The sequence below is a fragment of the Macrococcoides bohemicum genome, from assembly GCF_016865215.1.
In the GTDB taxonomy this organism is placed as follows: Bacteria; Bacillota; Bacilli; order Staphylococcales; family Staphylococcaceae; genus Macrococcoides; species Macrococcoides bohemicum.
Map to the genome: position 1 here is coordinate 645,392 of NZ_CP054482.1, position 21,576 is coordinate 666,967.

Consider the following 21,576-nt stretch of genomic DNA (forward strand, 5'->3'; position numbering starts at 1 on the left):
GCATATGAAAAAAATAACAGCATTATTTGCAGCAACGATATTTCTAACTGCTTGTAATTCGGCAGATGAATCTAACACAACAAAACTTAAATCTGATGACGCAAACGAAATATTATTTGATGCTTCGCATGGCGTGACTGCTGGTGAAGCGGATTGGGTTATCGATGGTGGATTTTCTACGTTTAATGATGACATTAATAAGTTAGGTTTCACAACAGCTTCTACAGATTATCAGGCAGAGATTACACTGAAATTATTAAAACAATATAAAGCATTTATTATGCCGGAACCAAATATACCTTTAAAAGCAAGTGAGCAACAAGCGATTAAAGATTATGTCAATAGTGGTGGTAGCATCATGATGATTGCAGATCATTATAACGCTGACAGAAACTTAAATCGCTTTGATGCCTCGGAAATTTTTAATGGATATCGACGCGGTGCATTTCGCAATATTACAAAAGGTATGTCACAGGATGAAATAAATTCTGACAGAATGCAGGATGTTACATCAAGCGATTATTTAAGTAAAACTTTCGGAGTACGATTCAGATATAATGCATTAGATGATGTCGTATTGTCAGCGAAAGACGAAGACAATGCGTTTGGACTGCTCGATAATGTTGAGAAAGTAAATATGCATGCCGGCAGCACAATCATGATAACTAATCCTGAAATCGCTAAAGGTATCATCTACCCTGAAAAATTATCGAAACATGATAAATGGTCGCATGCGGTAGATCAAGGGGTCTATACGAATGGTTTTAAAGATGAAGGTGCCTTTATTGCTATTAGTAAACTAGGAAAAGGCAAAGCCGTATTTATCGGTGATTCATCAATCGTTGAAGATAACACACCAAAATATGTGCGTGAAGATAATGGTCAGGAAAAGCAGACATACGATGGTATTCGCGAGATGGATCATCAAATTTTAATGGAAAATCTCGTAAAGTGGATGATGAAACAGGAAGACTATTCTTCTTTAAATGGTAAGTTTTCTTTGGATAAGCCAACGAAAGTGTTAAATTTTGAAGTACCTGAGCAATCAACAGAACCGAAACGTGAGCCTTGGGGAACACCTGGACATGATTATAAATGGTACGATCCATCAACTTTTGAACCAGGTAGTTTTGGCAAAGATACAAAGCATGTAACTGTACCAGGTAGCGATCATCAACAGAATAATAAATCTATAAATAATAAAAAAGAGAATGAAGATAGTAAAAGTACACGGGGAAAAACGATAACAGGAAGTAAAATTGACGTCCAGTATCCAAAGACGGTAAATATCGGTCAGCGTTTCACCGTGGATGTATATACTCAGGAACAGCTGAATCAAGTTTCAATTGAACTGATTGATGCAGATGGTGAGCAAGTCGGTCTTTTTGATGGCAATCCGCCCGGACAATCGCGTGCTTATGATACTAAAAAAAATGAAAATCGTTTTCATAGCTATTTTCATGGTAAGATAGCTAGAGAAGCGAACGGTGAGATTACGATTAATATATATGCGAAAAATCAATTAATACAAAAAGAAAAGATGATTGTGAGGTAAGGCAATGAATAAATTCATTAAAACATTATCAATAGCAGCAATTTCGATTGTATTGTTACCAACGAGTATGGCATATGCCACAAATACACAATTACCAAAGACAGAAGAAGAAATTAAGTTTGATAATACCGATAAGATTAAAGTGAATGAACCAGTACTTAAATCAAGCGCTACTGTTGCCAATAAAGTGCCGGCATTTAAAAAAAGAATTTATCGTGAACAACCGATGAAAGAAAACGTACTTGTCGTGATGATGGACTTCAGTAATAGCCCAGCGTCTACTTTGACGAAAGCCGATACTGAAAATTATCGTAAAGTGTATGACAAGTCTTATTATGAGCAGTTATTCTTTGGAGATTCAATTACAGGACCCGATCAGAAAAAGTATGATTCTATTAAAAAGTATTATCAGAATGTATCTGGAAATAGTTTAGAACTACAAGGGCAAGTAACAGGATGGTATCGTGCGAAACATCCTCTTAATTACTATGGTCATAATGAAGATGAAAAAGTAACTGAGTTAATTATGGAAGCAGCTGCGCATGCAGCCCAGGATAAAAGTATCGATATGAATAAATATGACCAATATGATTATTATGATTTAGACCAGGACGGTAATATGAAGGAACCGGATGGCATCGTCGATAAATTTGTCGTTGTATTTAGTGGTATCGGTGAGAGTGAAGGCGGAGGTAAGTTCTTACAGAATTCAATTTGGGAACATGTTTCTGAAGTAGCGCTTTCGAAAAATGGTAATCCAAAGTCTATTCCAGGGACGTACAGCAAACATTCAAAATTCTATAAAAATCGTCTAGGTATCGCTGAATACGGTATTTTAGCTGAAGATAGTACCGTGGGCACATTCTCACATGAATTTGGACATATGCTTGGTTTAATTGATGAATATGACACAGCGCCGAATGCAAATAGTCATGCAGGAGAACCAGTAAGATTCTGGTCATTGATGAGCTATGGTGCAGATGCGGGTATTATTCCCGGTATGGAACCAGTCGGTCTAAGTCCATTTGCAAAGTCAGATTTACAACAAATTTACGGTGGGAACTGGATACTAGGTAGTGAAGTGAACTATAAGAATATTTCTTCGAAAAAAAGATATTATTTATTAGATCAGGCAAGTATTAAAGGTGTTAATAATGATGTTGTGAAATTGAATTTACCACCAATACGAAAGAAAGATAAGAATGGCAAAGTGAAAAACTATAATCATTATTATCTGTTAGAATGGCGTTCACATAATGGTGTAGATAAAGGACTTTCGCATATAAAGGATCCTTTTGGTATCAATCAATATGGTAAAGGTTTATTAATCTGGTATGTAAATGAAATGTACCCAGATAACGCAAATTTATCTAAACACTTTGGTAAAAGCTTAGTTGGTGTAGTTGATGCTAGTCCATCTAATATATCAACACCAGATGGTTTAATACCGATGTCAGATACGCAAGTGTTTGATGCACCATTTAATACGAAAAGTTATGGGCAGTTTAACAAAGCAAAAAATTATTTCTTTAAGAAAAAATCAACTAAACCTGTAACTTTATTTACAGATAAACGTTATAGTTTATCTGCTAGAGATCACATGCAGGTACCAGATACTAGTCGTATATTGCCGCAACTTGGTATAAAGATTAAAGTTGAAGATCAAAATACTGATGGAACAGTAGCGAAAATCAGTATTTTCAAGTAAATAATTTAGAGAGAGAGGCTGGGACAGAAGTGTTCTGCCACAAGCAAAAACCGGACAAAACTAATAAATCGCTCTTTGATTTATAGTTTTTGTTCGGTTTTTGTCGTAGGGGCAACTTCTGTTCCGCCGTTTAAGCTGTTAAACAGAAGAGGGCTAAGACAAATTTCTCATCCACTTTTTGTTACATATTTGTAATAATAAAAATGTTAAAAATATATTTACAATTCTGAAAATTTAGAAGATAATGATTTAAGAAACAAAAATTTAAAAACATTCGGGGGCTAAGCGATGAGAAAAAACAATTATTTTCTTCACTACTTGCGTTATCTTTAGGGTTTTCAAGTCTTGGTTTAACAAGCGGTGCAGCATATGCTGATACGAAAGTACAGACCATGAGTGGCAGTGGTTTCGATGCGAGTATTGCAAATGAAGAACGATTAATAAAGATGTTACAAAAAGAAGGAATACTTTCTAAAACGGCTTCTAGAGCTGAAGCAGAGAAAGCAGTACAAAAATTTTTAAAACATAAGCAGGAGCAGTCTAACAAATACATAAAAAATAAAGGTGCATTTGATAAGAAATATAATAAAGTCACAACAAAGAAAAATGCAAAAAATGCACAAAATAAATATACAAAAGGCAAAGGGAAAAAATTAGGACACGCTAAAAATTTACCATCGGTAGTACCTGAAGCGTATTCAGGTGAAAAGCGTACAGACAAAGTCTTACTTTTAGCAATCGACTTTCCGGATCATAAAAACTCTACAATCACTAAAGAAGAATCTGATATGTTCTATGAAGATTATCCTATGAGTCATTTCCAGGACATGGTATTTAGTAAAGATGGTTACAAAGGTCCTAATGGTGAAACATTAGTAAGTATGCAACAATATTATAATAACCAGTCCGGAGGCAGTTACGCATTAGACGGAGATGTGCATGGCTGGTATACAGCGAAACATGAAGCAGCTTATTACGGTGGAAACTATCCGGATGCTGATGGAAGTGATCAACGACCGAAGGAGCTTGTTAAAGAAGCGCTTGAAGCTGCAGCTAAAGATCCTAATGTCAACTTAGAGGAATATGATCAGTGGGATAGATATGATCTTGATGGAGATGGTGTATTAAATGAAAAGGATGGTATTGTAGACCACGTTATGATCATTCACGCATCACCTGGTGAAGAAGCTGGTGGTGGTCGTCTAGGTGCAGATGCTATCTGGAGTCATCGATGGAATTTAGACTTTGACGAACAAGGTGAACCATACAGTATTCCAAATACTAAATCAGGTCAGGATCGCTTCGGAGGAAAACTTGCTGTTATCGATTATACGATTCAACCTGAGGATGGTGCTGCAGGGGTATTCTCACATGAGTTTGGACATGACTTAGGCTTGCCAGATGAGTACGATACTATTTACTCCGGTAAAGGTGAACCTGTTTCATTCTGGTCAATCATGTCAAGTGGTAGCTGGGCTGGTAAAATCCCTGGTACAGAGCCAACGGGATTTGATCCATACATGAAAGAAATGTTACAGGATTTTCATGGTGGTAACTGGCAAACAGGTAGTGAAGTAGATGTTAAAGATGTAACAAGTGTGCCTCAGGAGTTTTTATTGGATGAAGCGACAACGAAAGGTACGAATAATGATGCAGTGAAAGTAACGTTACCAGATAAAGTTACTAACATTGTAACTCCTAAATCTGGATCTAAATTGTATCATAGTGGTTCTGATAATGATTTAGAAACAACACTGTCAACTACTGTTGATTTAACAGGAACAAAATCTGCTGAATTTACATTTAATGCTTGGTATGACATCGAAAAAGGTTATGACTATGCATATGTTCAGGCTTCTACTGATGGTGAGCAATGGACAAATTTAGAAGGTAATATTACGAATAATAATGATCCTGAAAATAGCGGATCTAATATGGGTAATGGTATCGATGGTATAAGTGATGGATTTGTTGATGCTAAATTCAATCTAGATCAGTTTGCCGGTCAAAAAGTTCAGTTACGCGTACTTTATAAAACCGATAGTGGATTTACTGCACCAGGACTTTACTTAGACGATTTAAAAGTAACTGCAGATGGTAAAGTAGTATTAGAGGATGGCGCTGAAACAACACCAAAGTTTGAGTTAAATGGTTTCAGTGTATCTGACGGTAAGAAATACAGTAAAAACTATTATTTATTACAATGGAGAAGCCATAACAAGATTGATGGTGGATTAGCACATATTAAACGCGGTGATGGTTTCTTAACTTATAATCCTGGTTTAATCGTAGAATATGTCGATGAATCATTTAGTGACAACCATGTCGGTAAACACCCAGGTGAAGGTTATGTTGGTATTGTAGATGCAGATCAAAATGCACTTGTTTGGGATGGAGAAAGTCCAGATCCAGCATCAACACAATGGCAAATGCGTGATGCAGCATTTAGCTTAACTAAACAAGATCCGTTAAAAATTACATTAGATGAAAAAACTAATTTAGTAGATAAATCATTAGTTGCAAATTCTTTATTCGATGACAATAAAGACTATTCAAATAAAGCACAGCCACATGCAGGGAAAATCCTGCCGAAATATGGCTTGAAAGTAAAAGTGGTTGGAGAATCAAAAGATAAAACGACAGCGAAAATTATTGTTTATAAATAATTCATTATAAGAGTGAAACAATTTTATTTGTTTCACTCTTTTCCTATGTCTTCATTTAAGTTAGACGTTGAATTTGGTATATTTATATCAACAGGAGGATATCATGATATATTTTGAGACCGAGAGATTATTATTTAGAGATTGGCAGGAAAGTGATTTACCAAAATTTCAAGCAATGAATAGTGATTTTGATGTACGACGTTATTTTCCGGATGTAATGAGCAGTGCGAGAAGTGAAATTGCCTTTTATATCATGCAGGCTGAAATTGCACAATATGACTTAGGCCTTTTCGCAGTTTCCTTAAAAGAAAAAAATGAATTTATCGGTTTTATCGGGATGCAGTATTTAATTCCGGCAAGGCATTTTAATCTACCCTTTATGCCTTGTTATGAGATTGGCTGGCGTCTAAGAAAAGAATTTTGGCATCAAGGATATGCTACTGAAGGTGCACGAGGTGTATTACACTATGCTCAGAAAAAAGGAATTAAAGAAGTATATAGTTATACAAGTTTAATGAATAGACCGAGCAGAAGAATAATGGAAAAATTAAATATGACATTTGTTCGTTCATTTCAACATCCATTGATAAATGAGTATCATCCCCTGAATGAACAAGTGTTATTTCATAAATATCTATCTGGAAGTGAGATAAATGATATTAATCAGTAGTTGTTTAATAGGAGAATATGTAAGATACGATGGTGGCTCGCAAGGTGTTACACGTCTTATAGCACTCATAAATGAGGGTAAAGCGATACATGCTTGTCCCGAACTTCTGGGTGGGTTAAATGTACCGCGTGATCCTGCTGAGATTATCGGAGGAGATGGATTTGATGTATTAGATGGGAAGGCAAAGGTGGTGACGGTTAGCGATAAAGATGTAACTGAGGCGTTTCTCAAAGGAGCAGAAGCAACATTAAAGATTTTGTTAGCAGAAAACGTTGACACAGTTATCCTAAAGGCTAACAGTCCGAGCTGTGGAAACAAACAAATATATGATGGAACATTTAGCGGCACAAAAAAACAAGGCGCTGGAGTAACGAGCGCCTTGTTAGAACGAAATGGTATTAAAGTGATGAGCGAGCAGGATTATTTTTCGTCATAACGTTTAATACTTACAGGTGTTGCATTGTTCATCTTGTCAATCAAAGTATCAGGATTACTTTCAACGATGGCAAGATGACGATAATGTTCATCTATAAATCCATCCTGAATCATTTTTTCAAGCATTTCGATTAATGGATTATAGAAGCCGTCGACATTCAGAATGCCAATCGGTTTTTGGTGCAGGCCGAGTTGCGCCCATGTAAATATTTCAAAAAATTCTTCAAGTGTTCCGGCACCACCTGGCATCATGATGTATCCATCACATAATGAAGACATCATATCTTTACGTTGATGCATCGTGTCTACAGTATAAAGTTCCGTTAGATTTGGGTGTGCTACTTCTTTTTCCTGTAAAAAGTTGGGGATTACGCCAATTGCGCGACCATCGTTATTGATGACACTATCAGCAATAATACCCATTAAACCAACTTTACCGCCACCAAACACTAATCCTATATTATTTTTAACGAGTGTTTGACCAAGTTCAGAAGCAAATATCTCATAGTTAGGATTAACTCCTTTATTTGATCCGCAATATACAGCGATATTTTTCATGTAAAAAATCCTTTCTTTTATGGTATTATAAGTTGTAATGAAATGGAGTGAATATCTTGATTAACATTAAACCGGTAGACACAATAAATGACATCGATTTGAGTCATTATGAATTACCAGCAAGACAAATGGTGTATGCAGGTCATCCAAGATTTATACTAACACGAAATAAACCACAATACATCCCCTTTATCATTGAAGAACAGGACCGTCTCATCGGTGTATTTGCATTAGAGGCAGGCGAGATATTAGAGACGATTGGTGCACCTCAACATGCAGTATACTTACGTGGCCTTTCAATTAATTTTTCTGAACAGAATAAAGGTTATTTTAAAGCATCGCTTGCAGCACTAGAGCGATATTTATTAGAATATCATCCAGAAATTACAGCGATTTATTTAATGGTAAATGTAAATAATGATGCATATTATGCTTTTATTAAATCAGGATTTAAAGATGAGAAACGCATTGTTCGTCAAGGATTATCAAAATTAAAAGTATTATCAAAAAAACTTAGCAGTTAAGGTGCTAAGTTTTTTTCAATACATTGTTCTAATTTAGTTACAAAACTATGGCGATCATTCATTGTAAACTTTGAAGGACCTTTTATTCGTTTTCCTGCATTACGTTCAATCTGATTATGATAACGTGTTAATAACAATAAATCGATATTGTCTTTCGTATATATATTACCATTGTGATGCATCACGATAGTATAATTGATTAATAGACTTGCTAAACCGTAATCTCCAGTAACGACGATATCACGCTTCGTAGCAATCCTTTTAATTTCGTAATCTGCACTATCGTTACCTGTATCAACATATTTTGTTTCAACAAAATCAGGAAAATCTTGCATTGTAAAGTGTGAGAAGTCTTTAACGAGCAACACTTTGAGCTTGTACTTTTCAGCGATATGAATCACTTCTTGAATGACTGGAGAACTATCTGCATCGACAATAATCCGATTAACGATTGTCAATTTGCTGTGCCATCAACTGACGATGCTTTTCAAATAACTGCGCATTATCATAGTTTTCTTCAGCTTTTACAGCAGTTTTTTGAGTCTTTTCTTTTTGTGGTGTAGCAGATGCAGATACATTTGTATTTTTTACAAATGGTTGCGATAGTGATTGTATATTATTACTAGCATTTATTTCTTCAGGAAGTTTTACTTCATAGTTTTTATATTGTTTCATTTCTTTTTTAAGTTCTTTTTGTCGTGCATTTATATTTTTATTTTCTTCATTGCGACGATCTTCAATATGTTTAGATAAATTCTTGTCTAATTTATTAATTTCTTTTTGAAGTTTCTTTTCATTTTTTTGAGCTACTTTCTCGTTCTTTTTATATAAATTCATTTGTTGATTATAGTGATGTTTTTTCTTAGTATCCTGTGCTTTTTGGCTTACAAATTGAGCAGTACCAACGGATACACTTTTAACAGTATGAGCAGCTTTGGCCACGTTATGAGAAGTATGTACAACTTTTTCTTTCGTTTTAGCACCAACTTCTTTTGTAGTATCCATTGCTTTCAAAGATAAAGCAGTCGCTTTTTGAACTTCATCATGATCTTTAATGCGATGACGTTCATTATAAAGTGGTACTAATATTAAAGCAGCTACATTAACTATTGATTTTATCGTTTCTTTTTTCATAGCCTGATTCTCCTTTTAACCTATTAATAGTCATTATTATATAGTATTTACCCTTATATATAAAAAGATAACGAAGTTATTCATTTAACTTCGTTATCTTTTAAAAGCTATTCATAAGTGACATTGTCTACTATTTTCTTGCTATATGCCATAAGTTTTTTATAGTCTTCAATTTCTAGTTTACTCACTTTAAACATTTCAAGAGGTACTTTAAATAAATCTCTAACTAATGATTCACCTTCCTCAGTCAGTTGAATCATCACGATACGTTCATCAGCATCACTTCTATGACGAGAGACGATACCACGCGCTTCCATCTTTTTTAAGATTGGAGTAATTGTTCCAGATTGAAATGATAGGCGTTCACCAAGTTGAAGAACCGGCATCACTTTTTCTTCATGCAATACCATTAATACTAGATAATGTTGGTAACTTAATTGTTTGTTTTTTAATAAATTTCGATTATAAAATTTAATAATCTCACGCTGTGCAAGATACATTTGATAGTCTAACGAATTCTGTAGCATAAATGCTCCTTAAATGTGTTGTGTAAATAACATATTTATTGTATCACTTATTGAATCAGAAATATAATCAAAATCACTTTTTTCACTATGAAAATGTGAAATAAAAATACAACTCCCGCGTGAGTTGTATTAAATAGTTATGTTAGATTCCATGACCAATCCCGAATCCGTAATATAAAATTGCAATCACAGTAACTAATACTAAACGGTAAATCGCGAAAGGGATTAATTTAACACGATTGATTAAATTTAAGAATAATTGAATCGATAATACACCGAAAATAAATGCACCGATAAAACCAACTAGGTAGAACATAATCTGATTGCTCTCGATGTATTCGATATTGCTGATTAAACTTTTAGCACTTGCAGCAAACATGATTGGCACAGCCATAATAAAAGTAAAATCACTTGCTGCCTTATGATTCATCTTCAACAGAACACCTGTTGAAATAGTTGAACCTGATCTTGAGAAACCTGGCCATAATGCTAAACATTGCGCGATACCAATAATTAAAGCATTTTTGTAACTGATCTCATCTACTGTTGTTGGATTAGGGACTTTCTTAGCATAAAGATCTGCAGCGATCATCAGTAGGGCACCTAAGGCTAAACCAACTAATACAGTAGGCACCGAAAATAAATGCGCATCGATAAAATCATCGAATAATAAACCCATAATTCCTGCAGGTAATAACCCGATAAAGACATGTAATAAATTTAGTTTTTTCCCAGAAGGATGAGGTGTTTTATCTTTTTCGAGATGAAACATTTCTAAAAAGCGATGACGGAAAATCCATGCAGCAGCAAAAATAGAACCAAGCTGAATCACAATCTTAAATGTGTTGGCTGATTCCTGGCTGCCGAGCACTTCTTTTGTTTGTAACCACATATCATCAACAAGTATTTGATGCCCTGTTGATGAAACAGGAGCGAACTCTGTTAATCCTTCAACAATACCAAGGATGAGCGCTTTAATTAATTCGAAAAATTCCATGATTGAACCACCTTTAATATACTTTTTAAATTCTATAAAATTATAGCATAATCCGCCTGAATGCACTATTTATACTTAATGTTCAATAAATGCTATAATGCATTCAAGGAGGGATTATGTGAAATTTTTAACACAACTTACTAAACCATTTATCGGTATACATATACTGTTATTTATATTAAGTATTATGCTAAGCGTTATTATTATTACGCAGAGTTTAGAAATTGGTAAAGTCGTTGACTTTATTTTAACAAAACACCAATATCAAATCTCTCAGACTTTAGTTGTAATTTTATTGATATTAGTCTCTAGGGCAATCATCCAGTCATTGCTAAAGTACAGTGGCCATCTTTTAAGTAATAAAATAAAAAATAATATAAGAAGTAAGATTTTATTTAACAATAATGATGCCGGAGAATTGATGAATTTAAGTCAGCAAGGAGTAGAAGGAGTGCATCCATTTTTTGCTGATTATCTACCGCAAGTTTATAAATCGATGTTAATTCCATTGATGATCATCTTATTTCTATTTAAATTTCATTATCAAACAGCACTGATTATGTGTATCACAGCACCCTTTATACCAGTTTTTTATATTATTATCGGTATCAATACCGCTAAAAAAGCAACGGATCAGATGCTTTCATTAAATCATTTTTCAAATTATTTTTTAAATGTCATGAAAGGAATTATGACGATTAAACTTTTTAAATACGATGATAAAGCGATGGGTAAAATTGAAGGATACTCCATTCAGTATAAAAATAATACGATGAAAATATTGAAGACAGCTTTTTTGTCTACGCTGATGCTTGAATTTGTATCCATGTTATCCATCGGTATAATTGCTTTGGAAATTGGTTTGTCATTAATTGTATTTAAATCTGTGTCGTTTTATGTGGCAGTAGTCGTCCTTATGTTAGCACCTGAATTTTATAATGCATTAAAAGATCTGGGCTTAGCATTTCATACTGGGAAACAATCGAGTGGTTATGGAGAGTTAATTGAATCAACGCTGGAAGAAAAAGAGCAGACAACAGAAGTTTTATATCACGCCAAAAACGCAATCACTTTTAACGATATGAAAGTGACATATGCGGACAGTGATTATGAACTATCCATCGATACTGAAATACCGATGCAGCACTATGTAATAGCGGGACCGAGTGGAGCTGGTAAATCCACACTTGCTAAAGTGATTGCTCAGCTGCAGTATGCAACAGGTGAAATGACATTACCAGAATATTTGAAGGATAATATCGTCTATTTATCTCAGGATCCAATTATATTGAACACATCGATAATGAATAACATTACGATGTTTCAGAACATCGACGAGAATATTATTTATCAGTATGCAGAACAATTAAAATTACATGATTTGTTTAAGAATATGCCTGAAGGATACGAGACGATCATCGGCCAAGGTGAGCGACAATTATCGGGTGGTGAAGCAAGACGATTAATGTTACTGAGAGTCTTTGTTCAACCTAAATTACTCGTTATCTTTGATGAACCGACAGCAATGTTAGATATAGAAAGTGAACTCATCATAAATGAAGCAATCAATAAACTTAAAGACATAAGTACTGTATTCATTATTGCGCATAATAAGCATACGATAGAATCAGCATCACATGTAGTGCTCGTAAAAAATGGCCGTGTAAGTCTACATCATAAAGTAAAAGTTTCGGAGGTGATATAGTGCGCTATATTTCAAAAATGACAAGAAAATCACTTATTATCGCTATTATCATAGGAACGATTGGTGGCCTCACTGCAATTGGTATGTTCAGTCTTAGTGGACTGATGTTGTCTAAAAGTGCGTATGAAGTACCGCTTTATACTTTGATCACGTTAGTTGCCACTATTAAATTATTTGGTGTCGTACGTGCGATCTGTAAATATTTCGAACGATTAATAAGTCATGATGCTACATTTGAAATGTTAAAAGATGTCCGTGTAACCACTGTACGTCATCTACTCGACAACTTTATAACAATTCACTCAAAGTATCATTTATCTACACTGTTAAATCGTACTGTAAATGATGTTGAGAAACTACAGAATCTTCTACTCAGAGTCATTTATCCGCCTGTCATCGCTATGATTACTACAGTAATTGTAACTTGTATTTATGCTCAGTATAGTATATATGCAGTTATCGTATTATTTATTGCAATGTTGCTATTAACAGTTTTACTACCGACATTGATTACGCGATTTCTAAAAAAGATAGTGAATAAAAAAATAGAAGCGACAAATCAATTTGAGCATCACCTTTTAGATTATCATCTAGCACAGGAAGCACTTACAGTATTTGATAAAACAAATAACTATCAGCAACAGCTAGTGCAAAAACAACGCGATATGCAAAAAGCAATTAAGAAAGAACATAGTGTCATCATTCTGTATGATTTTTTATTAAACCTCATCGCGATGATTGCAATATTTTTAGTAATATATTTAATGATGTTTGATCCAACCCGAGATACAATGATGTATTTAAGTATCGTAATGGTTGCGATAACACTTTTTGAAATGAGTATACCTATGATTCACTATCCATATCATAAAGTAGAAACTGACCAATCGATTAATCATCTTGATACATTAAATGAACGCGTCCACTATCAAGATATAGAAGAAAAGGTTCATACAATTCAGCTGAAAGATGTAACCGTCGATCAGCGGCTTTCAAATATTAATATGACTGTTCATCAAGGTGAATTTGTGGGTATAGCTGGGCAAAGTGGTGCAGGTAAATCGACTTTATTAAAAACTATTCTTGGATTAGAACAATTGAAAGGTAACTATTTATTAAATGGCAAGAAGATAATAACACCGGCTAATCTTTTACAGATGTTTAATGTAATGGAACAGCATAACCATTTTATCAATGGAACTGTTGCAGAAAATATGTTTGTAGATGTAAATCCTCATCAGTTAAATCAGCTTTTAGAGCAATTTCAGTTGCCGTTTAACAGTGAAACAGTGATACATTCATTTGGTGAGAATTTATCTGGCGGAGAAAAGAAACGATTACATTTTATACGCATGATTTTACGCAATAAGGATGTATGGATAATGGACGAACCATTTAATGGTGTCGATAAAGCGAATCAGAAGATAATGCTTGATTATTTAAATCAATTACAGTCGACAACGATTATAATGGTTTCTCATGATTTATCGGTATTTAATCATTGTAATCAGCTTTATCTTATAGAAGATGGTCAAATGATTGAAAAGGGTCCGGGGTCTTTATTATACAATCAAAATTCAAGATTTTATCAGTTGCTACAGAAACAATTATTATTAGTATAAAATAAAATAATGATAATAACCTTATTCATAACCTCAATTAAAACTTTTGAATTAAACTATTGTTATATAAATTAAATATTTGAATCATTTTATGATATGATGAAATAAATAAAAGGAGGTACACGATGAATAAGATTGCATGGGTTACAGATACGGCATCAGGCTGTGTAATAGGTGAGAAAGATACATTTGTAGTGCCGATGGGCGTTATTTTAAACGAAAAACATTATCAGGATCAGGCAGAATTGTCTGTAGAAGAATTTTACACATTGCTAAAAGAATATGGTGATGGTGCAAAAACAACACAACCAAATTTTCAGGCGATTCACGATGTTTATGAAGAAATTGAAAAGTTAGGTTATACACATGTCATCGCAGTACATCCTTCTAGTAAACTCACTGGGTCATTTCAAAGTTCAGTTATAGCAAGCCAGGAAGTAAATATTACATCAGCAGTAATTGATAGTAAAATTGGTAGTTATCCGATGAAAGCAATGATTGAATCTGGTAAACAGATGAATGCTGAAGGTAAGTCGTTCGAAGAGATCGTAGAAACTTTAAAAAGTTATGCTAAAGATGCAGTATTAATATTAAATCCAAAAAATTTAGATCAAATGAAGAAAAGTGGTCGAGTGTCAAGAACACAAAGTTTTATGGCGGGATTATTAAATATTCATTTAGTATTACAATTTGAAGATGGCAGTATATATCCAGTTGATAAAGTAAGAACAAAGAAAAAAGTAGTAGATGCAGTAAAAAAGCAGGTTGAGAAAAACCTTACTGAATTTAAACCGAAAGAAATTTGTGTTGTATATGGCGGCGACAAAGAAGAAGCAAATATTTATATCGATTGGTTAAAAGAAGACTATCCTGAAATTAATATCGTCAGTGAAATATTAGTACCTGTAGCAGGTGTACATCTAGGATATGGTACAATTGGCATCTCATGGATTAAACGATAATAAAATACCGAACACAAATTATAAGTTTGTGTTCGGTATATTCATTTATTCTTGTTCTCGTAAGTTGTGGATTAATTCATTTAGCAACTTACCGAATTCATTATATTCATCATCAGTAAATTGAGAAGCTTCTTTTAATATATCTGTAGCACCTTCAAGGTGTGATTGAATTTCTTTGCTCTTATCTGTTAGATGAACAAATACTTCCCGTTGATCTAATTCTGAACGTACACGCGTAATTAAACCATTCGTTTCCATACGTTTTAGTAACGGTGAGATTGTACCTGTATCTAAAGAAAGTTCAGTAACTAATTTTTTAACGTTAACTGGAGAAGATGTCCAGAGTATTTGTAAAACAAGATACTGTGGGTATGTTAGGTTATATTGCTTAAAGATCTTGTTGGAATAATATCGGTTTACTTGTCTTTGCGCGTTGTATAAGCTAAAACAAAGCTGATTGTCTAGCTTGAAATGTTCTGTCATTTTGTGCCTCCTATATATGTATGCTAAACAATTAATGTCATGTGAAGGTATACATTTTAATAACAGTATACTCTATAAACACGAAATAACCTAATTTGTTCTTAATTAACATATTATATTTACAAATATTTTTCAAGCTAATTTACAATCTTTTTGTATGTAAATTGTTAATAAGTTCAAAGGTCTATACTTATTACATAAATAGGTCTTTAAATACAATACATATTATTTAAATAATGGAGATGAATAATTTGAATCATGAAAGAAAAATGAATATTTTAATTGTAAGTGGATTTTTGGGAAGCGGAAAAACTACGTTACTTGCGCAAATCATAAAAAAGAATCAAAACAAAAAAATCGCTATCCTTATGAATGAATTAGGTGGTTCTAATATTGATTCTAAAATTCTTGGTGAGGAAACACCATATAATGAGTTATTGAATGGATGCATATGCTGTGATCTTAAAAGTGATGTTGCAGTACAAATTAATGACCTATATCATCGTCATCATCCTGAACTTATAATTATAGAAGCAACAGGAGTGGCTCATCCTGTAGAAATTTATGATGCATGTACCGAACCAACAGTTATTAAAATTGCACATGTTTTAAATATAACAACGATTCTGGATTGCTCAAGATTTTTGAATCGCAATAAATTTTCTTATACTGTGAAACATTTAATGGAAGAACAAGTGAAATATGCACATATTGTCATATTAAATAAGATGGATTTAGTCAACGAAGTTGAGCAGCAAAAAATTGTTCAACAAGTAACAGACCTAAATCCAAAAGCAAAGCAGATACAAACAACGTATTGTGTGTTAGACACAGCGCAGCTTGAATATTATGGTGCTCATATTGAAGAACATAACCATATGCATCATGGTATACAATCAATCGTATATGAGTTTAGTGGAGCAGTTGATGCACGACAATTCGTAGAGTGGCTTAGAACTTTACCGGATGAAATTCTTCGTATTAAAGGATTTATTAAATTTAGAGAAAATCCTACACAGGTTGTGCTATTCCAATATGCATATGGTATACCTCAATATGAAGAAGAAATAATGAATCTTCCATTAAAGTTAGTCATTATCGGTGAACAATTAAATAAAGAAAAATTATTAAATCAATTAGATTTACTACAATTCGGATAAAAGACGGAGGAGTACGTTATGGAAATGTCTAAAGTAGTTCAGGGATTTTGGAGATTGAATACATGGCAATATAATAAGGAAGCATTAAATAGATATTTACATGAGCTCATTGACATAGGCGTAACAACGATGGATCACGCTGACATTTATGGTGACTATACTTGCGAAACGATATTTGGAGATGCGTTGAGCTTAACACCAGAACTAAGAAAGAAAATGCAGATTGTTACGAAATGCGGGATTGTGTTACGTTCAAAGACAATGCCACAATTTGATTTTCATAAATATGACTATAGTAAAGCACATATTGAAGCATCTGTTGAAAGAAGTTTAAAAGAGCTTAAGGTGGATGAAATTGATCTATTGTTACTACATCGCCCTTCTCCTTTACTTGATGCTGAAGTTGTGGCTGGAACTTTAAAGCAGTTACAGCAAAAAGGTTATGTGAAACAATTTGGTGTCTCAAATTTTAAAGCACATCAGTTTGACCGCTTAAATCAAGCAATGCAGCATGAAGGATTATCGCTTGATTATAATCAGATTGAATTGTCACCGCTGAATCTTGAAAATATTGAAGATGGCACATTAGAAACGATGAAGACAAAGCAAGTTGATATTATGGCTTGGAGCCCACTAGCAGGTGGAAAAATATTTGAAACTGGAAAAGTTCAGACTGTAATAAATGGTATTGCAAATCAATACAACACAACAGTTGATGATATTGCATATCGTTTCATAAATCATTTGCCATACAATATACATCCGATTGTCGGTTCACAAAGTTTAGAACGTACGAAGGTGGCTTTACATGCGCAAAATCACAGTCTGACTGATAATGAATGGTTTATGATATATACTGCTGCACTAGGCAGAGATATTCTGTAAATTTAATATACAAGTCGTAAATTATGTATGTTGTTTAACTGACAACATACGTTTTTTTATATTTATTAATAAACAATGACCGTTTTATGACGTTTTTTAAGAAAATTAAATTACTGTGAATGTTTTTGGATGAAAAAGATTGACTTTGATGTTTGGATAAATTAAGATATGAGTGTATTCAAGGAGGGATGACCGTGCTAACGATTAAAAGACATGAAACCATCCTTAATCTATTAGAGGCACATGATGTGATATCACTACAGTTACTGATGGACGTTACTTCAAGTAGTGAATCAACGATTCGCAGAGATTTATCTACATTAGAAGATGAAGGCAAACTTATTCGTGTCCATGGTGGTGCGAAGAAACTCACTGAGAAACATAGGGATATTGCGTTTTCAGTCAAATCTACGACTAAAGTAGAAGAGAAAAATGAAATTGCAAAGATTGCTGCATTACAAATCAAAGATCATGATTGTATCTATTTAGATGCTGGTAGTTCTACACTTGCGATGATTCCATATTTAACGCAGCAACATATCACAGTTGTTACGAATGGTGCAACACATGTTCCGCAGCTTGTTGATAAAGGGATCGAGGTTTATATGATCGGTGGATTTATTAAAAAAGATACATATGCATCTATTGGTGTTCAGGCAATTGAAAATTTAAAGCAATTCAGATTTGATAAAGCTTTTATGGGAGCAAACGGAATCCACATTCAACATGGATTAACTACACCAGATATTGAAGAAGCTTATATAAAAAAATTTGCAGTGGAAATTTCACAGAAATCTTTTTTTCTTATTGATGACTCAAAATTTGATGAATATACATTTGCTAAAATTTGCGATCTTGAAAAAGGAAAAACAATTATTATTACAAATGCTCAAAACGGTAAGACAAAGCCATTTGAAAAATACTTAATTTAAAGGAGCACTTATGATTTATACAATAACGTTAAACCCGTCGATTGATTATGTCATGTTTACACAAGATTTTGATTTAGGTGGATTAAATCGTGCAACAACGACGCATAAGTTCGCAGGAGGAAAAGGAATCAATGTTTCTCGTGTATTAAATGCACTTAATCAAACATCCACTGCACTAGGGTATATCGGAGGATTCCCTGGAGAATTTATTAAGAATGAACTTGAATCTGCAAACATTCACACTGACTTTATCCATGTAGAAGAAGATACACGTATTAACGTTAAGTTAAAAGGTGATACTGAAACAGAAATTAATGCTGCAGGGCCAGATATCAATGCAACAAATCTTGAAGCTTTACTGAATCAGATTAAAGCACTTTCATCAGAAGATTACGTCATAATTGCAGGATCTGTACCAAAGTCGATGCCAGATGATATTTATGCCACGATTGCTCAAGTTTGTGCAGAGAAACACATTCCATTTGTCGTTGATGCAGAGAAATCATTACTTACCCAAACATTGATGTATCATCCGGAGTTCGTGAAACCTAATAAAGTAGAGTTAGAAGAAATGTTTAATCTTACTATAAAAGATGATAATGATACGATTCAGGCAGCACGTTTATTGATGGAACAAGGTGCAAAGTATGTACTCGTATCCTTAGGTGGAGAAGGTGCCGTACTTGTTACGGCTGATGCTTGTTATAAAGCAACAGTACCTAACGGTAAGGTCATCAATACAGTTGGATCAGGGGACTCAACAGTCGCAGGTATGGTTGCTGGCCTTGCACAAAATAAGTCAATAGAAGAAAGTTTCAGACAGGCAGTATCATGTGGCACAGCAACTGCATTTACAGAAGATTTGGCAACAAGCGAGCAAATCGCTGCAATAATAAATAAAGTTATTATTACAAAAATTGAAGGTAAATAGGGGTGTAAACATGAGAATAACAGATTTATTAAAAGAATCTACGATTGCAATGGATCTATCGGCTACAACTAAAGATGGTGTTATCGATGAACTGGTTGATACACTTTATAATGCTGGTGTGTTAAATGATAAACAAGCATATAAAGAAGCAATACATGCACGTGAAGCACAAAGTACAACAGGTGTCGGAGAAGGTGTGGCAATACCTCATGCTAAGACGGATGCAGTGGCTAAACCGGCAATTGGTTTTGGTAAATCAATTGAAGGTGTTGATTATGAATCACTTGATGGACAACCCGCAACATTATTCTTTATGATTGCAGCGCCAGCCGGTGGAGCACAAACACATTTAGATGCATTAGCTAAGTTATCAGGTATATTGATGAATGAAGAAGTACGTTCTCAGTTATTACATGCAAAGACAGCTGAAGAAGTATTAGAAATTATTGAACAAAATGACGAAGTAGAAACAAAAGAAGAAGTAGTATTAGCACCAACGGGCAATGCTACAAATGACAATTTAGTATTGGCAGTTACAGCTTGTCCAACAGGAATTGCGCATACGTATATGGCAGCAGATGCCCTTAAAAACCAGGCGAAGAAGATGGGTGTACCGATTAAAGTTGAGACCAATGGTTCCGGTGGGATAAAAAATCGTCTGACTGATGAAGAAATAGCACGTGCTAAAGGGATTATTGTAGCAGCAGATGTTAACGTTGAAACAAATCGTTTCCATGGTAAGAACGTTGTAATGGTACCTGTAGCTGATGGTATTAAACGACCGGAAGAGTTAATCAATATGGCTCAAGATGACTCGCGTCCTTTATTTGAAGCAAAAGGTGGACAAGCGAAATCAACAGGTAGCAAAGAGAAAAAAGGATTTTATAAACACTTAATGTCAGGTGTATCAAATATGTTGCCGTTTGTTGTAGCGGGTGGTATTTTAATGGCACTTGCTTTTATGTTCGGTATTACTTCGTTTGATCCAAAAGCAGATGATTATCATCCATTTGCAGAAGCTTTATGGGCAGTAGGTAATAAATCAGCATTTGCATTAATGGTGCCAATTCTAGCTGGTTTTATCGCTATGAGTATTGCTGATCGTCCAGGTTTAGCGCCAGGTATGATTGGTGGTATGTTAGCAGTAAGCGGTGGTTCAGGTTTCTTAGGTGGTTTAATCGCAGGTTTCTTAGCAGGTTATTTAGTTGAAGGTATTAAAAAATTATTAAGTGGTATGCCTCAATCATTAGATGGTTTAAAACCAACACTATTATTCCCATTATTAGGGGTAGCAAGTACTGGATTGTTAATGTACTACGTTGTTAATCCACCAGCAAGCTGGTTAAATAAATTAATGGCGGATACATTAAACAGTATGAACGGCACAAACATAGTAATTCTAGGTTTAGTATTAGGTGGTATGATGGCCATCGATATGGGTGGTCCATTCAATAAAGCATCATACGCATTCGGATTTGCAGCAATTGAAGCAGGTAACTATGCACCGATTACAGCAGCAATGATCGGTGGTATGGTACCACCATTAGCAATAGCGTTATCAATGATTATCTTCAAAAATAAATTTACAAAAACACAAAAAGGTTCTTTATTGTCAAACATTGTAATGGGATTATCATTTATTACCGAAGGTGCAATTCCATTCGCAGCAGCAGACCCTGCGCGTGTAATTCCATCAATGATTGCTGGTAGTGCAACAGCAGGAGCGCTTGCTATGGCATTTGGATGTCGTGTACCAGCGCCACATGGTGGTATCTTCGTAGTTGGATTAGATAAAGGTCATTGGCCAATGTTCTTATTAGCATTAGTAATTGGTGTTATAGTTTCAGCAGTTATTTATGGAATGCTTAAAAAGAAACCAACTGAAGCAGAGTTAGAAGAAGAAGCAGAATTAGCATAAATCTTCAAAATAAATATTATTGTTAGACGGACACTTGAGTTAATCTCAGGTGTCTTTTATTTGTCCAATCATTAATATATTTCCTGAGAAATATTGAAAACGTTCACAAAATTTTATATAAATTCGTGGTATAATATAATGATATTAGGGTATAATTTAATATTAATAATTAGAGCTATATAATTAAGAGAACGGATGATTAAC

At 34.1% G+C, this 21,576-nt stretch carries 20 protein-coding genes; 14 read left to right on the forward strand and 6 right to left on the reverse strand.

What is annotated here, in order from left to right:
* The first annotated feature begins 4 nt into the window (after positions 1-4).
* The 5 genes from HT586_RS03400 (at position 5) to HT586_RS03420 (ending at position 7,035) form a co-directional block, all read left to right on the forward strand.
* Positions 5-1,555, forward strand: a complete 1,551-nt coding sequence (locus HT586_RS03400; RefSeq protein ID WP_203546314.1) for a DNA-binding protein — start codon at positions 5-7, stop codon at positions 1,553-1,555.
* Positions 1,556-1,559: 4 nt separating this feature from the next.
* On the forward strand, positions 1,560-3,263 hold the full coding sequence (locus tag HT586_RS03405) for an immune inhibitor A domain-containing protein (RefSeq protein ID WP_203546315.1): 1,704 nt from the start codon (positions 1,560-1,562) through the stop codon (positions 3,261-3,263).
* Positions 3,264-3,655: 392 nt separating this feature from the next.
* Entirely contained in the window at positions 3,656-5,929 is a 2,274-nt protein-coding gene (locus HT586_RS03410) for an immune inhibitor A domain-containing protein (protein ID WP_238999314.1), read from the forward strand.
* A gap of 100 nt (positions 5,930-6,029) precedes the next feature.
* The gene (locus tag HT586_RS03415; protein WP_203546534.1) at positions 6,030-6,599 is read left to right on the forward strand and encodes a GNAT family N-acetyltransferase; all 570 of its coding nucleotides are present in this window, start codon (positions 6,030-6,032) and stop codon (positions 6,597-6,599) included.
* Positions 6,583-7,035 carry a 2-thiouracil desulfurase family protein gene (locus tag HT586_RS03420; RefSeq protein ID WP_203546316.1) on the forward strand — a complete coding sequence of 151 codons (453 nt, stop codon included), beginning with the start codon at positions 6,583-6,585 and terminating at the stop codon, positions 7,033-7,035. Before HT586_RS03415 ends, HT586_RS03420 begins: the two co-directional genes overlap by 17 nt.
* Here HT586_RS03420 and HT586_RS03425 read toward each other — a convergent pair.
* The gene (locus tag HT586_RS03425; protein ID WP_188018229.1) at positions 7,020-7,592 is read right to left on the reverse strand and encodes an LOG family protein; all 573 of its coding nucleotides are present in this window, start codon (positions 7,590-7,592) and stop codon (positions 7,020-7,022) included. The two genes, HT586_RS03420 and HT586_RS03425, sit on opposite strands and share 16 nt — an antisense overlap.
* A 56-nt stretch (positions 7,593-7,648) precedes the next feature.
* Between HT586_RS03425 and HT586_RS03430 the strand changes: the two genes are divergently transcribed.
* Positions 7,649-8,116, forward strand: coding sequence for a GNAT family N-acetyltransferase (locus tag HT586_RS03430; protein ID WP_096077164.1), 468 nt, complete (start codon positions 7,649-7,651; stop codon positions 8,114-8,116).
* On the opposite strand, the gene HT586_RS03435 is transcribed toward HT586_RS03430, so the two are convergent.
* The 4 genes from HT586_RS03435 to HT586_RS03450 form a co-directional block, all read right to left on the reverse strand.
* Positions 8,113-8,574: a YaiI/YqxD family protein gene (locus HT586_RS03435; RefSeq protein ID WP_232508182.1), complete on the reverse strand. Its 462-nt coding sequence runs from the start codon at positions 8,572-8,574 to the stop codon at positions 8,113-8,115. The genes HT586_RS03430 and HT586_RS03435 overlap by 4 nt on opposite strands.
* Positions 8,561-9,250 carry a hypothetical protein gene (locus HT586_RS03440; protein WP_188018228.1) on the reverse strand — a complete coding sequence of 230 codons (690 nt, stop codon included), beginning with the start codon at positions 9,248-9,250 and terminating at the stop codon, positions 8,561-8,563. The genes HT586_RS03435 and HT586_RS03440 overlap by 14 nt, the downstream gene beginning before the upstream one ends.
* A gap of 107 nt (positions 9,251-9,357) precedes the next feature.
* Positions 9,358-9,777, reverse strand: a complete 420-nt coding sequence (locus tag HT586_RS03445) for a MarR family winged helix-turn-helix transcriptional regulator (protein WP_203546317.1) — start codon at positions 9,775-9,777, stop codon at positions 9,358-9,360.
* Between the two features lie 142 nt (positions 9,778-9,919).
* Complete coding sequence (locus HT586_RS03450; RefSeq protein WP_096077161.1) at positions 9,920-10,774, reverse strand: undecaprenyl-diphosphate phosphatase; 855 nt, start codon at positions 10,772-10,774, stop codon at positions 9,920-9,922.
* A gap of 118 nt (positions 10,775-10,892) precedes the next feature.
* Here HT586_RS03450 and HT586_RS03455 point away from each other — a divergent pair, with 118 nt between their 5' ends.
* The 3 genes from HT586_RS03455 (at position 10,893) to HT586_RS03465 (ending at position 15,063) form a co-directional block, all read left to right on the forward strand.
* Positions 10,893-12,479 carry an ABC transporter ATP-binding protein/permease gene (locus HT586_RS03455; RefSeq protein WP_203546318.1) on the forward strand — a complete coding sequence of 529 codons (1,587 nt, stop codon included), beginning with the start codon at positions 10,893-10,895 and terminating at the stop codon, positions 12,477-12,479.
* Positions 12,479-14,101, forward strand: coding sequence for an amino acid ABC transporter ATP-binding/permease protein (locus tag HT586_RS03460; protein WP_203546319.1), 1,623 nt, complete (start codon positions 12,479-12,481; stop codon positions 14,099-14,101). Before HT586_RS03455 ends, HT586_RS03460 begins: the two co-directional genes overlap by 1 nt.
* 125 nt (positions 14,102-14,226) lie before the next feature.
* On the forward strand, positions 14,227-15,063 hold the full coding sequence (locus tag HT586_RS03465) for a DegV family protein (RefSeq protein WP_203546320.1): 837 nt from the start codon (positions 14,227-14,229) through the stop codon (positions 15,061-15,063).
* A gap of 45 nt (positions 15,064-15,108) precedes the next feature.
* Here the strand turns inward: HT586_RS03465 and HT586_RS03470 are convergent, their stop codons facing one another.
* Positions 15,109-15,546, reverse strand: a complete 438-nt coding sequence (locus tag HT586_RS03470; RefSeq protein WP_203546321.1) for a MarR family winged helix-turn-helix transcriptional regulator — start codon at positions 15,544-15,546, stop codon at positions 15,109-15,111.
* 251 nt (positions 15,547-15,797) lie between these two features.
* Between HT586_RS03470 and HT586_RS03475 the strand changes: the two genes are divergently transcribed.
* The 5 genes from HT586_RS03475 to HT586_RS03495 all read left to right on the forward strand — a co-directional run bounded on the left by HT586_RS03475 (position 15,798) and on the right by HT586_RS03495 (position 21,372).
* Positions 15,798-16,706: a CobW family GTP-binding protein gene (locus tag HT586_RS03475; RefSeq protein ID WP_203546322.1), complete on the forward strand. Its 909-nt coding sequence runs from the start codon at positions 15,798-15,800 to the stop codon at positions 16,704-16,706.
* Positions 16,707-16,724: 18 nt separating this feature from the next.
* Positions 16,725-17,591, forward strand: a complete 867-nt coding sequence (locus tag HT586_RS03480) for an aldo/keto reductase (protein ID WP_133353919.1) — start codon at positions 16,725-16,727, stop codon at positions 17,589-17,591.
* A gap of 188 nt (positions 17,592-17,779) precedes the next feature.
* Positions 17,780-18,523 (forward strand): DeoR/GlpR family DNA-binding transcription regulator, encoded by a 744-nt coding sequence (locus HT586_RS03485; RefSeq protein ID WP_407943978.1) that lies wholly within the window; start codon positions 17,780-17,782, stop codon positions 18,521-18,523.
* A 10-nt stretch (positions 18,524-18,533) separates the two neighbouring features.
* A complete protein-coding gene (gene pfkB / locus HT586_RS03490) occupies positions 18,534-19,454 on the forward strand; it encodes a 1-phosphofructokinase (RefSeq protein WP_203546323.1) in 921 nt (306 codons plus the stop codon).
* 10 nt (positions 19,455-19,464) lie between these two features.
* Positions 19,465-21,372, forward strand: a complete 1,908-nt coding sequence (locus tag HT586_RS03495; RefSeq protein WP_188018222.1) for a PTS fructose transporter subunit IIABC — start codon at positions 19,465-19,467, stop codon at positions 21,370-21,372.
* Positions 21,373-21,576 lie beyond the last annotated feature (204 nt).

Excerpts from the sequence above, each read along its gene's own strand:
- HT586_RS03400 (WP_203546314.1), top strand. The coding sequence starts at position 5 with ATGAAAAAAATAACAGCATTATTTGCAGCAACGATATTTCTAACTGCT.
- HT586_RS03405 (WP_203546315.1), top strand. The coding sequence starts at position 1,560 with ATGAATAAATTCATTAAAACATTATCAATAGCAGCAATTTCGATTGTA.
- HT586_RS03410 (WP_238999314.1), top strand. The coding sequence starts at position 3,656 with ATGAGTGGCAGTGGTTTCGATGCGAGTATTGCAAATGAAGAACGATTA.
- HT586_RS03420 (WP_203546316.1), top strand. The coding sequence starts at position 6,583 with ATGATATTAATCAGTAGTTGTTTAATAGGAGAATATGTAAGATACGAT.
- HT586_RS03425 (WP_188018229.1), bottom strand. The coding sequence starts at position 7,592 with ATGAAAAATATCGCTGTATATTGCGGATCAAATAAAGGAGTTAATCCT.
- HT586_RS03440 (WP_188018228.1), bottom strand. The coding sequence starts at position 9,250 with ATGAAAAAAGAAACGATAAAATCAATAGTTAATGTAGCTGCTTTAATA.
- HT586_RS03445 (WP_203546317.1), bottom strand. The coding sequence starts at position 9,777 with ATGCTACAGAATTCGTTAGACTATCAAATGTATCTTGCACAGCGTGAG.
- HT586_RS03450 (WP_096077161.1), bottom strand. The coding sequence starts at position 10,774 with ATGGAATTTTTCGAATTAATTAAAGCGCTCATCCTTGGTATTGTTGAA.
- HT586_RS03465 (WP_203546320.1), top strand. The coding sequence starts at position 14,227 with ATGAATAAGATTGCATGGGTTACAGATACGGCATCAGGCTGTGTAATA.
- HT586_RS03470 (WP_203546321.1), bottom strand. The coding sequence starts at position 15,546 with ATGACAGAACATTTCAAGCTAGACAATCAGCTTTGTTTTAGCTTATAC.
- HT586_RS03480 (WP_133353919.1), top strand. The coding sequence starts at position 16,725 with ATGGAAATGTCTAAAGTAGTTCAGGGATTTTGGAGATTGAATACATGG.
- HT586_RS03485 (WP_407943978.1), top strand. The coding sequence starts at position 17,780 with ATGACCGTGCTAACGATTAAAAGACATGAAACCATCCTTAATCTATTA.
- pfkB (WP_203546323.1), top strand. The coding sequence starts at position 18,534 with ATGATTTATACAATAACGTTAAACCCGTCGATTGATTATGTCATGTTT.
- HT586_RS03495 (WP_188018222.1), top strand. The coding sequence starts at position 19,465 with ATGAGAATAACAGATTTATTAAAAGAATCTACGATTGCAATGGATCTA.